At 72.6% G+C, this 13,862-nt stretch carries 11 protein-coding genes; 7 read left to right on the top strand and 4 right to left on the bottom strand.

The window, feature by feature from the left end; translation table 11 throughout:
• Window positions 1-633 precede the first annotated feature (633 nt).
• Both ACTWQC_RS06890 and ACTWQC_RS06885 read left to right on the top strand, forming a co-directional pair.
• A complete protein-coding gene (locus ACTWQC_RS06890) occupies window positions 634-1,467 on the top strand; it encodes a (2Fe-2S)-binding protein (protein WP_443314640.1) in 834 nt (277 codons plus the stop codon).
• Window positions 1,468-1,689: 222 nt separating this feature from the next.
• On the top strand, window positions 1,690-2,778 hold the full coding sequence (locus ACTWQC_RS06885; RefSeq protein ID WP_443314639.1) for a DUF2637 domain-containing protein: 1,089 nt from the start codon (window positions 1,690-1,692) through the stop codon (window positions 2,776-2,778).
• A gap of 40 nt (window positions 2,779-2,818) precedes the next feature.
• Here the strand turns inward: ACTWQC_RS06885 and ACTWQC_RS06880 are convergent, their stop codons facing one another.
• From ACTWQC_RS06880 to ACTWQC_RS06870, 3 genes are all read right to left on the bottom strand, one after another.
• Entirely contained in the window at window positions 2,819-3,283 is a 465-nt protein-coding gene (locus tag ACTWQC_RS06880) for an ATP-binding protein (RefSeq protein ID WP_443314638.1), read from the bottom strand.
• A gap of 259 nt (window positions 3,284-3,542) precedes the next feature.
• The gene (locus ACTWQC_RS06875) at window positions 3,543-5,285 is read right to left on the bottom strand and encodes a pyruvate dehydrogenase (RefSeq protein ID WP_443314637.1); all 1,743 of its coding nucleotides are present in this window, start codon (window positions 5,283-5,285) and stop codon (window positions 3,543-3,545) included.
• A 100-nt stretch (window positions 5,286-5,385) separates the two neighbouring features.
• Complete coding sequence (locus ACTWQC_RS06870) at window positions 5,386-7,041, bottom strand: protein phosphatase 2C domain-containing protein (protein WP_443314636.1); 1,656 nt, start codon at window positions 7,039-7,041, stop codon at window positions 5,386-5,388.
• A 335-nt stretch (window positions 7,042-7,376) separates the two neighbouring features.
• Here ACTWQC_RS06870 and ACTWQC_RS06865 point away from each other — a divergent pair, with 335 nt between their 5' ends.
• From ACTWQC_RS06865 to ACTWQC_RS06855, 3 genes are all read left to right on the top strand, one after another.
• Window positions 7,377-8,381 carry a helix-turn-helix domain-containing protein gene (locus ACTWQC_RS06865; RefSeq protein WP_443314635.1) on the top strand — a complete coding sequence of 335 codons (1,005 nt, stop codon included), beginning with the start codon at window positions 7,377-7,379 and terminating at the stop codon, window positions 8,379-8,381.
• Between the two features lie 90 nt (window positions 8,382-8,471).
• A complete protein-coding gene (locus tag ACTWQC_RS06860; RefSeq protein ID WP_443314634.1) occupies window positions 8,472-8,954 on the top strand; it encodes a DUF456 domain-containing protein in 483 nt (160 codons plus the stop codon).
• 152 nt (window positions 8,955-9,106) lie between these two features.
• A complete protein-coding gene (locus tag ACTWQC_RS06855) occupies window positions 9,107-9,475 on the top strand; it encodes a PPOX class F420-dependent oxidoreductase (protein ID WP_443314633.1) in 369 nt (122 codons plus the stop codon).
• Window positions 9,476-9,539: 64 nt separating this feature from the next.
• Here the strand turns inward: ACTWQC_RS06855 and rsgA are convergent, their stop codons facing one another.
• Window positions 9,540-10,667: a ribosome small subunit-dependent GTPase A gene (gene rsgA / locus ACTWQC_RS06850; RefSeq protein WP_443314632.1), complete on the bottom strand. Its 1,128-nt coding sequence runs from the start codon at window positions 10,665-10,667 to the stop codon at window positions 9,540-9,542.
• Window positions 10,668-11,345: 678 nt separating this feature from the next.
• Here rsgA and ACTWQC_RS06845 point away from each other — a divergent pair.
• Window positions 11,346-12,941: an ABC transporter substrate-binding protein gene (locus ACTWQC_RS06845; RefSeq protein ID WP_443314631.1), complete on the top strand. Its 1,596-nt coding sequence runs from the start codon at window positions 11,346-11,348 to the stop codon at window positions 12,939-12,941.
• Window positions 12,942-13,065: 124 nt separating this feature from the next.
• Entirely contained in the window at window positions 13,066-13,839 is a 774-nt protein-coding gene (locus ACTWQC_RS06840; protein ID WP_443314630.1) for an MBL fold metallo-hydrolase, read from the top strand.
• Window positions 13,840-13,862 lie beyond the last annotated feature (23 nt).

Here is a 13,862-nt window from a genome sequence, read left to right as displayed (position 1 = left end):
TCCGCCCCGGCGTCGTCCCGCCGACGCCCCTCGGACGCGGCCGTGGCCTGCCGGGAGACTTCCGGCACGGAGGCCCCCCGCGCAGCCTCCGGCCGAAGGCCGGGGGACGCGAAAGAGATCCGTCGAGACCCCGCAGCCGCGGAGGCGCCGGGGCCGGACTCGGCAGCCGCCCCCTCCGCCACCGCACCCGACCCGGCTGGGGAGCGCACCGCGGGAGCGGTGACACCAGGACCCGACTCGGCAGCCACCGCCTCCGCCCCTGCCTTCGACCCGGCCGGGGGCCGCACCGCCGGAGCGGTGGCACCAGGACGCGACTGGCCAGCCGCCGCCCGCGTCGATGCCTCGGGTGCCTCGTACGGGCGCGCGGGTGCCTCGTACGGGCGCGCGGGCCCACCCTGTGCGGGGGCGGGCGTGCCGCGCGTTCGTGCGGGCGTGGAGGGCGGCGGCTGTGCGGGCACGCGCGTTGGCGGACGCGGCGCAGCCGCGTCCGCCTCCGCTCCGGCCTGCTCCATGCGTGCCCTCCCTGAAGGTTCCCCAGAACGATAGGGGCCCCCTGCCGCAGATCAAACCTCGATCGCATTCGGGTAAGGTAAGGCTTACCTGCAAACGATCGCGTGATTCGGTGGTCCCTGCATGTCCCTCGCACCGGCCGTACCGGCCCTTGCCTCCTCGCCCGTCGCCGCGGCCTACGCCCGGCTGGCCGAGGTGTTCCCCGGACTGCGCGTGACCGAGGAGCCCCCGCGCTTCGGCGGCGGCTGGGTCGCGGCGACCGAACTCGCCGCCGGGGGCCCGGCCCTCGACACGTTCCTGGCCTGGGACAACGCGCAGGTGCTGCGGGACTACGGGCAGCAGGCCCGCCCCGATGTCATCGCCAGCTTCGGACTGCACCGCTACGCCTGGCCCGCCTGCCTGCTGATCACCGTCCCGTGGTTCCTGCTGCGCCGTGTGCCTCGGATCCCGGTCGGCCAGGTGTCCTTCCAGCGCACCCTGGGCCGCATGACCGTGCGGATACGGGAGTTCGCATGTCTGCCGGACGATCCGGCGGCCGCGCTCCCGTACGCCCGTGCCGTACCGGACGAACGGGCCCTGCGGGCCGAGGTGCGCGAGGCCGTGGCCGAGCACCTCGGCCCCGTTCTCGAGGGCTTCCGGCCGCGGATGCGGCGCGGCCCGCGCGCCCTGTGGGGCATGGCGACGGACGAGATCGTCGAAGGCCTGTGGTACGTCGGCCATCTGCTCGGCGAGGAGCGGCGCGCGGTGGCCGAACTGCAGCGCCTGCTGCCGGGCTCCACCACGCCGTACGTCGGCGGTTCGGCGTTCCGCGAACTGACGGGCCCTGACGGCGAGGCGCTGCCGACCCGCGACCGGGCGAGCTGCTGCCTCTTCTACACGCTGCGTCCCGAGGACACCTGCGTGACCTGCCCGCGCACCTGCGACGCGGACCGCATCACACGGCTCACCGCAAGCTGATTCCACCCGAACCACCCGGCCGAGTGGTGCGATCCGAACACAACTCCCTTTGCCGACACGGGAGTTCGACTTCTTTCACCCTATTCGAATGCCCCTCGCCGGTGTTGGGCCGAAACCCCTTGGGGCAAGGCTGGTTTCCGCCAAGATGACGGCCGTCGAGTGGCGCGCGGCGTCCGCACTCGACACCGCAAGAGCGTGACGGAAGCGAGGCAAGGGGCCCAGATGAGACTTACCGAGATATCGCTGAACTGGCTGCTTCCGGGCATGGTGCTGCTCGTCGGCATGCTGGTGGCGGTGGTGGTCCTCACCCGCGGCCGCCGCGCCGGGGAGGACGCCGCTGCCGCGGACTCCTGGGAGCGCAGCGAGGAGCGCAGACGGCGCAAGGAAGCCGTCTACGGCTCCGCCTCCTACGTGCTGCTGTTCTGCTGCGCGGCCGTCGCCGCCGCCCTCTCCTTCCACGGACTCGTCGGCTTCGGACAGCAGAACCTCAACCTCTCCGGGGGCTGGGAGTACCTGGTCCCCTTCGGCCTCGACGGTGCGGCGATGTTCTGCTCCGTGCTGGCGGTCCGCGAGGCGAGCCACGGTGACGCCGCGCTCGGCTCGCGCCTGCTGGTATGGACGTTCGCGGGCGCGGCGGCCTGGTTCAACTGGGTGCACGCGCCGCGCGGCCTCGACCACGCGGGCGCCCCGCACTTCTTCGCCGGCATGTCCCTCTCCGCCGCGGTGCTGTTCGACCGGGCGCTGAAGCAGACCCGCAGGGCGGCGCTGCGCGAGCAGGGGCTCGTACCCCGGCCGCTGCCGCAGATCCGCGTCGTCCGCTGGCTGCGGGCGCCCCGCGAGACCTTCGCGGCGTGGTCGCTGATGCTGCTCGAGGGCGTACGGAGTCTGGACGAGGCGGTGGACGAGGTGCGCGAGGACCGGCGGCAGAAGGAGCAGAGCCGGATGCGCAGGCGCGACCAGGAGAGGCTGGAGCGGGCGCAGATCAGGGCGCTCAACCGGCAGCACCGGATGTGGGGCCGCCGGTTCGGCCGCCAGGTGGACGCCGCGGGCCTTCCGGTGGCCTCCGCGACGCAGGTCGGCGGGGAACCCGCCGCAGCGGAGCAGGGAGGACCGCTGCCCGTACGCTCCCGCCCGGCGCTGGAGGCCGCGGGCGCGAACAGCGGTGACCCCGACTCGGGCGGTGGCAGACGGGACCGGTCGCAGGAGCGGCCGCTGACCGTCGACCTCACCGCCGAGGACGACACCCTGACGATCCCCCGGCTCGACTCGCTCGAGCGGAAGCTCAAGGACCTGGAGCAGCAGTTCGGCTGAGCGCGGGGACGGCGGACCGGCCCCGTCGTACCGGCGCAGGTCAGGCCGGTCCGCCGCCCAGCTCGAACCACACGACTTTCCCCGCCCCCAGCGGCCGTACGCCCCAGGCGTCGGCCAGCGACTGAACGAGCATCAGGCCCCTGCCACCGGTCCCCTCTCCGTCCGGCCTCCGCAACACCGGCCGGCGGGCGACGGAGTCCCTGACCTCCACCCGGAGCCGGTACGCGGACGGCACGCGCGAAGGGGCCTGGGCGACCGCGCCCCGGCCGCCGGACCCGCGCCCACCGACCAGGGTCGCCGTCACCTCCGCGTCCCGGTCGGTGTGGATCAGTGCGTTGGTGACCAGCTCGCTGGTGAGCAGCTCGGCTATGTCGGCCTGGTCACCCCCGCCCCATGAGCGCCTGCTGAGCAGGTCTCTCAGCGCCTCTCGCACATCGGCGACCGCTGTCAGATCCGCCTTCCGCAGGCGCTTGTTCAATACGGAATCCCCGCGCTGCGCAGCCATCTCCCCCGCCCCCGTAAGCCATCCTGGTCGATCTGTTCGTACTGGCTCACGCTGATGCATGCCCAGGGCCGCGCACGGCAAAGCCCGGCACCGCCGGGAGAACGGTGCCGGGCCTCAGGGGAGGACGGTCGCGCGGGTCACCCGCTGCACAACAGTCGACAATCGGAACATCCCGCGCAGAGCCGGCGGGCATGCCACGCGCGCGTGCCTTCCACTCGTACGGCGCAGCCCGCCGCGTTCCCCCGCAGTCGGCGGACCGTCACGGCCGCGGCACATTCCGCAGGTTGGAGCGGGCCATCTGGACCATCCGGCCGACGCCGCCGTCCAGCACGATCTTGCTCGCGGAGAGCGCGAAGCCCGTCACCATCTCCGCCCTGATCTTCGGCGGGATGGACAGCGCGTTGGGGTCGGTGACGACGTCCACCAGCGCCGGGCCCTTGTGCTTGAAGGCGTCCCGCAGCGCGCCCTGCAGCTCCTTCGGCTTCTCCACCCGCACCCCGTACGCCCCGGCCGCCCCCGCGATCGCCGCGAAGTCCGGGTTTTGGTTGGTCGTGCCGTACGAGGGGAGGCCGGAGACCATCATCTCCAGCTCGACCATGCCCATCGCCGAGTTGTTGAAGACCACGACCTTCACCGGCAGCTCGTACTGCACCAGGGTCAGGAACTCGCCCAGGAGCATGGTGAGGCCACCGTCCCCGGACATCGCGACGACCTGGCGCTTCCGGTCGAGGAACTGCGCCCCGATCGCCTGCGGGAGCGCGTTCGCCATCGAGCCGTGGGTGAAGGAACCGATGACGCGGCGGCGGCCGTTGGGGGTGAGGTAGCGGGCCGCCCAGACGTTGTTCATCCCGGTGTCGACCGTGAACACGGCGTCCGGGTCCGCCTCCTCGTCCAGCACGGAGGCCACGTACTCGGGGTGGATCGGGGTGTGCTTCTCGACCTTGCGGGTGTAGGCCCTGACGACCCCTTCGAGCGCGTCCGCGTGCTTCTTCAGCATCGTGTCGAGGAACCGCCGGTCCGTCTTGATCCGCACCTTCGGGGTCAGGCAGCGCAGCGTCTCCCGGACGTCGCCCCACACCGCGAGGTCGAGCTTGGAGCGCCGTCCGAGGTGCTCGGGCCGCACGTCCACCTGAACGATCTTCACGTCGTCCGGCAGGAAGGCGCCGTACGGGAAGTCGGTGCCCAGCAGCATCAGCAGATCGCACTCGTTGGTCGCCTCGTACGCGGCGCCGTACCCGAGCAGGCCGCTCATCCCGACGTCGTAGGGGTTGTCGAACTGGATCCACTCCTTGCCGCGCAGCGCGTGGCCCACCGGGGACTTCACGCGCTCGGCGAACGCCATGACCTCGTCGTGCGCGCCCGCCGTACCGCTTCCGCAGAAGAGCGTGACCCGCTCCGCCTCGTCCACCATCCGTGCGAGCTCGTCGATCTCAGCGTCGCCCGGCCGTACGGTCGGGCGCGAGGTCACCAGCGCGTGCTCCTCGGCCCGCTCCGGCGCGGGCTGGGCTGCGATGTCGCCGGGCAGGGCGACGACGCTGACGCCGCCGCGGCCCACGGCGTGCTGCACGGCCGTCTGCAACACCCTCGGCATCTGGCGAGGGCTGGAGATCAGCTCGCAGTAGTGGCTGCACTCCCGGAACAGCTGGTCGGGGTGGGTCTCCTGGAAGTAGCCGGAGCCGATCTCGCTGCTGGGGATGTGCGAGGCGAGGGCGAGCACCGGGGCCATCGAACGGTGCGCGTCGTACAGGCCGTTGATGAGGTGCAGGTTGCCCGGGCCGCACGATCCGGCGCAGGCCGCGAGCCGACCGGTGAGCTGCGCCTCGGCCCCGGCCGCGAAGGCCGCACACTCCTCGTGGCGGACCTGGATCCAGTCGATGGCGGAGTTCCGGCGGATGGCGTCCACGATGGGGTTGAGGCTGTCGCCGACGACGCCGTAGAGCCGCCGCACACCGGCTCGTACGAGGATGTCGACGAACTGCTCCGCCACGCTCTGCTTGGCCATGGGTGCGCGCCCCTTCGGGGTCGAGGTCAGTCGGGCTTCCCTCCCCTCCCGACCATCAACCCACGGTCCGGGCGCTCCCGCCTCCTGGCCGCGGTCCTGATTACGCCTCCCAGACGGCGGCGGCCGTACGGTCGTCGGCGTATCCGGTGACGCGCAGCTGCACGTCGGCAAGGAAGGCCGCGAGGCCGGGCGGAGCGGCGCAGGCCCACCGGCCGGCGAGGATCCCGGCGAGCTCGGGCTCGTCGCGCAGCGGTTCCGCGAGGCCCGCGCTGCAGAGCAGCAGGGTGTCACCGGGGCGGGCGACGGAGGCCCGGAACAGGAAGCGTTCAGCGGACGGCTCGGGGCCCGGCTCGGGACTCTGCGCGGCGGCGGAGGATGGCGCGGCGAGGGCTTCGGGCGCACCGGGGGGCCGTACGCCGAGGCCGACGGTGAGCGCGTCGCCGGTGTACCGGTCGGCGGTGTGCCGGTCGGCGGCCGGGGGCGCGGCGCCGTAGCCGACGACGGGCGCGCCGCAGCCCGGCTCGGTGGCGGCGGGCTCGAGGTCCTGCCAGACCCCGTCCCGTAGCCGGAAGAGGCCGCCCCCGCCGACACCGAAGAAGACGCGCGTACGGCACCCGGGGTCGGCCGGGAGCAGCAGGCAGCGGAGGGCGGCGGTGTACTCGGCGGGGTCCAGGCCGAGTTCGGTCGCGCGGGCGCGCAGGCGCCCGTAGGCGCGGTCGGTGAGCCGGTGCAGGCCGGACTTGAGCGCGCCGCGTCGGCCGGCGCGGATGTCCTCGGCGAGGCGGGCGTGGCTGTGGCCTGCGGCTGCGCCGACCCAGCGGCAGATTTCGGCCGCGGCGCGGCGCGCGCCGTGGCCGGCGGCCCGGGCCCCGCAGGCCACGGCGACCAGCAGCAGCGCGTCGTCGCCGGTCCCGAACCGTGCGGTGACCAGCGCGTCCCGGCGCGGCTCGCCGCGGTAGCGCCCCGAGTCGCCGCGCAGCGACGCGGCGCGCAGCACGAGTGATCCGTACCGGGCGCCGTCGAGAACGGTGTCCGGCGCGAGGTCGCCGATGTCGTCGGGGTCGGCGAGCGGCAACGCGATCGGCTCGGCCTCGTACGTCGGCGCCCGCCGCCCGACGAACTCCGCCTCCGCGGGAGGCCGGGGGCCGTCACTCACGACCCCGCCGGTCCGCTCCGCGTCGGCATCGCCGGGGCCGGGCCCGCTGTCATCGCGCGGGAGCGTGCGGGGGTCGTCGTTACGCTCGCCCGGCGCCGGGGGCGCCTCCCAGGGTGCACGCGCGCGTGGCACGGACCGCGGGGCGGGTGTCGGTTCCTCGGCCGGGGCTCGATCCGCGCCCGGCTCGGGATCCAGGCCCGACCGACCATCGCCCGGGACCGGCGTGCGCGGGGCCGGCGGGCGCAGGACCGGCGGGCGCGGGGCCGGGCGGCCACGGGGTGGCCAGGTGGGCTCGGGCCATTCCTCGGGGGCCGGGTCCGGTGGGGAGGAGTCGAGGGTGGGGGGTGCGCTCTGCCACCACTCGCCCTCCTCCGCGGCTCGTTGCGGCAGATCCGGCGCGGTACGGCCGGGCGGCGACCCGCCCGGCGACGACCCTCCCGGCGACGACCGGCCCGCCGAAGCGACCGCCCGGGACGCCGAGTCGAAGCGGTCGTCCAGGGAGTCCGCGGCGCCCGCAGGCCCCGTGTCCGGCTTCTCCTCGTCGTACAACTCCCGCCACCAGTCGTCCTCGTGGCCGCGCCGCGCCCCCTGCTGACTCATGCCCTTATTGTCCACCTCTCCGCCCTTCCGGAAACGCGCAAGGCAAGGCTGGAACGGAAGAGTCGGAGCGGAGGAGCTGGAAGGAGGATCCGGAACGGAGGAGCCGCTGAGTGACAGGCCGTCAGCTCCTTGGGCGGCGCCTCAAGCGCTTCGGGGCATTGGCCTGTACCACGGTGCCGACACCTTGGCAGAGTGGCAGGTCGTGCCGGGATGATGTCCGGCGGCGGGTTTGCGCCGTGGCTCATATCCGCCACCGCCGGTCGCCACCGCAGCGGCGTCGTCGCGTGACGAGGCGCCGGGGGAACCAGGGGAGCCAGGGGAGTCAGGGGAGTCGGATGCTGAGCGCGATCGGTCTTGACGAGGTTCAGGAGTCTGCGTACCGCACGCTGGTCGGGCTCGGCGCAGCCGAGGTCTCCGACCTCGCGCACCGCCTGACGCTGCGCGAGGAGGAGGCCGTACGCACCCTGCGCCGGCTCGAACGGCGCGGCCTGGCCGCCCAGTCCTCCGCCCGCCCGGGCCGCTGGGTGGCGGCCCCGCCCGCCGTGGCGCTCGGCGCGCTGCTGACCCAGCAGCGCCACGAGCTGGAGCAGGCGGAGCTCGCGGCGGCGCTGCTCGCCCAGGAGTACCAGGCCGAGGCCGCCGAGCCCGCCGTGCACGACCTGGTCGAGGTCGTGACGGGCTCGAGCGCCGTCGCGCACCGCTTCCTCCAGCTGCAGCTCGGCGCGTCCCGGGAGGTCTGCGCCCTGGTCACGGGCAGCCCGACCACGGTCACGGGGGCGGAGAACGACGCCGAGGAGCGGGCCGCGACCCGCGGTGTCCGCTACCGCGTGGTGATCGAGCGCGACGTGCTGTCCGGACCCTCCGGGATCACCGAGCTGACGGCGGCGCTCGGCCGTGACGAGCAGGTGCGGGTGGTCGACCGGGTACCGACGAAGCTCGTGGTCGCGGACAGCACGCTCGCGATGGTCCCGCTGACGCGCAGGACCTCGGAGCCCGCCGCCTTGGTCGTGCACGCCAGCGGGCTGCTGGAGTCGCTGATGGGCCTGTTCGAGAGCGTGTGGCGGGACGCGCTGCCGCTGCGCCTGGGCACGGGCGGCGCACCGTACGAGGACAGGCCCGAAGGACCGGACGGCACCGACCTGGAGATCCTGTCGCTGCTGCTGGCCGGGCTGACCGACGCGAGCGTCGCCAAGCAGCTCGACCTCGGGCTGCGCACGGTGCAGCGCAGGGTGAAGCGGCTGATGGATCTGACCGGGGTGTCGACGCGGCTGCAGCTGGGCTGGCACGCGTACGAGCTGGGCTGGGTCGCCCGGGAGGACCGCAGAGCCGGGCGGCTCTGACCCCGCGGCCCCGCCCAGGCCGTACCGACCCTGTCCCGCCCCGCCCGGCGCCGGGAAGCGCGGCCCGTCACCTTCCGGCACGCTGGGCCCATGGGGACCTGGCAACTGGTCGCGGTCGGACTGGTCATGCTGCTCGGCCTCTTCGGCGTGCTGGTCCCCGGCGTGCCGGGGCCGCCGGTCGTCTGGTCGGGGGTGCTGTGGTGGGCGCTCACCGAGAAGTCCGGGCTCGCCTGGTGGGTGCTGATGGGGTCGACGGCCGTCCTGCTGCTCAACCAAGCGCTCAAGTGGCTGCTTCCTGCCCGCCGGATGAAGGAGGCCGGGATCCCCTGGCAGACCCTCTACATCGGCGGTGCGGCCGGGGTCGCGGGGTTCTTTCTGGTGCCGGTGGTGGGCGCGGTCATCGGCTTCGTGGGGGGCCTCTACGGCGCCGAGCGGGTGCGGCTCGGCAGCCACGACAACGCCTGGGGGTCGACGCGGACGGCGATGCGGGCGGTCGGCCTCGCTGTGCTGATCGAGCTCTTCGCGTGCCTGCTCGTGGTGGGGGCGTGGGCCGGTGCGGTGCTCGCGCGGTGACCTCGGGGTGACGGTTGCCGAGTGACGGCCAAGTCCCTGCACCACGGATCGAAAGGACGCGGCCTTTCGGCCGTCCGTAGGCCCTCCGGCCCAGGCCCGAACCAGGCCGCACCTCCGATGCGGAGGAGCGGTCCCGGTGTGATGCTGGCGGCATGACGGAATTCAGCGAAGCCGAGCGCGCGTACCTGAAGAGCCAGCCCTTGGGACGGATGGCCACCGTGGATCCGCAGGGGCAGCCTCAGGCCAACCCGGTCGGATTCTTCCCGCAGGACGACGGGACGATCCTGGTCGGCGGCATGGCGCTGGCCCAGTCCAAGAAGTGGCGCAATCTGCAGCAGAACCCGAAGGTCGCGCTGGTCGTCGACGACGTCGCGAGCGTCAAGCCGTGGGTCGTGCGCGGAGTGGACATCCGCGGTGAGGCGGAGCTGCTGCCCACCCGGCACGACCTCGGCACGTTCGTCAGCGAGCAGGTCATCCGCATCCACCCGCGGAAGATCATCAGCTGGGGCCTGGAGGAGTAGCTCCCCCCTCCCCCCGGCAGCAGGCCGGGCCGGAAGGACCGCGGCCCGAGCCCGCCGGACCGTCTCAGCGCCGCGTTCCCCGCTTGCGCTCGCCCATGTGCCGCCCCAGCGCCTGCTTCTGCTTCCAGTCCCGGCGGAGTTCCGCGCGCAGCCGGGCGTCCGTACGGGCGGCGAGCCGCTCGTTCTCGCGCAGCAGCTTGCGGTAGCTCTCCAGCCGGCGCTCCGGCAGCTCGCCGCTCTCGACCGCCCCGAGCACGCCGCACCCGGGCTCGACGGTGTGCGAGCAGTCGTGGAAGCGGCACCGCTGCGCCAGCTCCTCGATCTCGGCGAAGACCTGGGTGACGCCGCTCTCGGCGTCCCACAGCCCGACGCCGCGCAGGCCCGGCGTATCGATCAGCACGCCGCCTCCGGGCAGCGGCAGCAGATCGCGGGTGGTCGTCGTGTGCCGTCCCTTGCCGTCGCTGTCGCGGGTGGCTCGGACTGCCTGGACCTCGGCGCCCAACAGGGCATTGGCGAGGGTGGACTTGCCCGCTCCCGACTGGCCCAGCAGCACGGCCGTACCCCCGCCGAGGACTCCGGCGAGCACGTCCATGCCCTGCCCGCTCTCCGCGCTGACCGCCAGCACATCGACGCCGGGCGCGGCCGCCTCCGTATCCGCGACGAGATACGAGAGTCCGGCCGGGTCCGGTACGAGATCGGCCTTGGTGAGGACGATCATCGGCCGCGCTCCGCTCTCCCAGGCCAGGGCCAGGAAGCGCTCGACGCGGCCGAGGTCGAGCTCGGCCGCGAGCGAGACGGCGATGACGGCGTGGTCGACGTTGGCGGCGAGGACCTGGCCCTCGGACCGCTTGGAGGAGGTGGACCGGACGAACGCGGTACGGCGCGGCAGCAGCGCCCGCACGACCCGCCGGCCGGGGTCGAGCGCCACCCAGTCGCCGGTGCACGCGATCTGCATGGGGTCGGGGGACCACACGGGCGCGGCGTCCGCCTGCACGGTCACGGTGCCCTGGCTGTCCGTGCCGCCGCCGTCCGTTCCCTGGGTACTGGCCGTGACGACATCGCAACGGCCGCGGTCGACCCGCACGATCCGGCCGGGCAGCAGGCCCGCGGCGGCGTGCGGAGTGAAGTCTGCGTCGAACCCGTCGTCCCAGCCGTAGGGGGCGAGTGAGTGCGAAGCGGTGAGGTCGTTCAACGGGATGGACCCTTCAAGGGGGTGGTCCCGGGGTGACGAGAGCCGTCGGCCGGCGAGCCGTAGACGGAAGACGCCGCCCGCAGAAGGAAGACGTCGGTCAGCCGGAGACCACGGGGATGGGAATGATGGACTTCTGGATGCGGGCAGCGCCCATCGCAACGACAGTCATCGGTCCTCACCTCCCGCTCTCACTCGCGCGGCCGCGCGCCCCATACGGCGCCCGGCGCCCTGAACGGCGCTCACCTTAGCCGCCGGTCATCCGCAGCCGCCAACGTTTTTCCCGGCCGCCCCCGATGCCCCGCGCGCGGCACCTGCGGTTGCCTGGTCTATGACCTGCGTCACATCACGCTGCCACGTCTCCTCGTCGACATCCGGCGCAGCAGCCGCGCCGGCCACGGGCTGGACCATCGGCGCGGCGCTCCCCGTGCCGGGGGCCGAGCCCAGTGCGCCGGTACAGAGGAGGCGCCGTCGGTCCACACGTCGCCCCACCCGGCTGTACGTCGGGTCAGTACGGCGTCTACGGTATGGGCTCGGATCCGCACTCCTCAGAGGATCCGAGGAGCAGCTTCCCCAACTTCCTCCCCAAAACGGGAAATTGGCGGCGGCGAAGCGGGCGCCCACTCCCCCCACGGTGCCGACCGCACCGGCAGGCGAACGGAAAGTGTGAAGAACGTGCAGTTGAGGATACGTCGCCAGTGGCTGGCAGGCTCGATCGGAGCAGGCGTCGTCGCCGGGCTGCTCACGGGGTGCGGTGCGGGTGACGGCGAGGCCGACGGCTCGGGAGCTTCCGTGGTCCTGGGGACGACCGACCAGGTACAGGCCCTCGACCCGGCGTCGGGCTACAACATCGGCTCCTGGCTGGTGTTCAACAACGTCTTCCAGACGCTGATCAGCTTTCCGCACGGCGCGAACACCCCCCGGCCGGAGGCCGCCAAGAGCTGTTCCTTCACGGACGGCAACAGCACCGTCTACCGCTGCGTGCTGAAGGACGGGCTGAAGTTCAGCAACGGCAACGACTTCACGTCCGAGGACGTGGCGTACTCCTTCAAGCGCACGCTCAGGATCAACGACCCCAAGGGTCCGTCGTATCTCCTGCAGTCCATCAAGGACGTCACGACCCCGGACGAGAAGACCGTCGTCTTCCGCCTCAAGACCTCCGACGCCACCTTCCCCATGAAGATCGCCTCGAGCGCGGGCGCGATCGTCGACCACCGTGAGTACCCCGAGAACAAGCTGCGCACGGACGGCGAGGTCGTCGGCTCCGGCGTGTACCGGCTGGACTCGATCGACGGCAACGAGGCGGTCTTCTCCGTCAACGAGGAGTACCGGGGCGAGGCCGACGTCCAGAACTCCGGCATGACGATGAAGTTCTTCAAGGGCGACCCGGCTGCTCTCAAGAGGGCTGTGCAGAAGGGCACCGTGGATCTCGCCTACCGCGGACTCGCGGCGGAGGACATCGAGGAGCTGGAGGCCGCGACGACCGCCGACCGGCGGGGCGTGGAGGTCGTCGACGGCGCCAGCGCCGAGGTGATGCACATGGTGTTCAACATGCGCGACCCGATGGCCGGGAAGCTCGGGGTGCGCAAGGCCATCGCATATCTCGTCGACCGCCAGGCCCTGGTGCGCGATGTGTACCGGCGTACGGCCAAGCCGCTGTACTCGGTGATCCCCGCCGGGATCACCGGCCACAAAACGCCCTTCTTCGACAAGTACGGCGACCGGCCGCAGCGCGACAAGGCGAAGGCGGCGCTCCGCGAGGAGGGCATCTCCGGCAAGGTCCGGCTGACGCTGTGGGCCACCCCCATCCGCTTCGGGCCCGGCACCGTGCCGGCGGTCAAGGAGCTCGCCCAGCAGCTCAACGCCAGCGGGCTCTTCGACGCCCAGGTCAAGAGCGTGAGCCTCGACGAGTACGAGAAGGGCATCGCCTCCGGGAGCTACGGCGTCTACGTCAAGGGCTGGGTGCCCGACTACCCGGACCCGGACATCTTCATCTCGCCGTTCTTCAGCAGGAACAACGTCATCTCCAACAACTACGTGTCGAAGCGCATCGTCGACAAGCTCATCCCGGCGACCGTGGCCCAGCCCGACCGGCTGGTGACCGCCGGGGAGTTCGCGGAGATCCAGTCCATCGTCGCCGACGACCTGCCGGTGCTGCCGCTGTGGCAGGGCAAGCAGTACGCGGTGGCCCGGGACAACGTCTTCGGGATCGCGTGGAGCCTCGACGCCTCGACGGTCCCCCGCTTCTGGGAGATCAGCAAGTCCCAGGAGGACTGACGGGGCCGCCGGGGACCATTCGGCCTGGACGGACGGAGGGACGGACGGCCGGCCGGAGGGCGGTGGCGCGGCTGCGGTGTGAGACTGGTGAGGGAGAGGCCTTCCGCGCACCCGGGAGCAGGCCATGAACGGACAGCTCGCCGTCACCAGGATCACCCACAGCTGCCACCTGATCGAGATCGGCGGCTGGACGCTGCTCACGGACCCGTGGTTCAGCGAGAGGCCCGCCCATCACCCCGGGGAGCCCATCGCCTCCTCGGTGGCGGACCTTCCGGACCTCGACGCCGTCCTCATCAGCCACCATCACTACGACCACTGCGACCTCGAGGCCTTCGCGTCCTACCGTGACAAGGACGTGCCGATGATCGTCGCGGCCCCCGTCGTCGAGCGCGCCAGGAAGGCCGGATTCCGCCACGTCCGCGCCCTCTACCCCTGGGAGAGCACGCGCCTCGACGACCGGGCCGGCCGCGGCGAACTGACCGTCACCGCCATCCCGGCCAGGCACAAGGTCTACGAGGTCACGTTCGTCGTACAAGGCGGCGGGCAGACCGTCTACTTCGCGGGCGACACCCTGCTGCTCCCCGAGCTCAAGGAGCTGGCCGGCCGCTTCCCCGACATCGACCTGCTGCTCGTACCGACCAACGGGCTGCGGCTGCGCCCGCTGTTCAACCGCCAGGTGGTGATGAGCGCCCAGGACGCCGCCACGCTCACCTCCTGGCTGAAGCCGCGGGTCGCGGTGCCGCACCACTACGCGTACACCAGTGGGCGGCTCGGCGACCGGCTGATCACCAAGTCCGACCGCGACCCCCAGAACTTCGTCCGCGCCGTGCACGTCACGGCCCCCGGGACGGACGTCCGGGTGATCGCACCCGGTGAGCGGCTGAAAGTCGGCGGCTGACGGTCGGGCGGCTGACGGCTGAG

Source organism: Streptomyces sp. 8N616 (genome assembly GCF_052246385.1).
GTDB lineage: Bacteria > Actinomycetota > Actinomycetes > Streptomycetales > Streptomycetaceae > Streptomyces.
The sequence above is the reverse complement of the archived record's forward strand: the minus strand, read 5'-3'. Positions and strand labels throughout refer to the sequence as shown.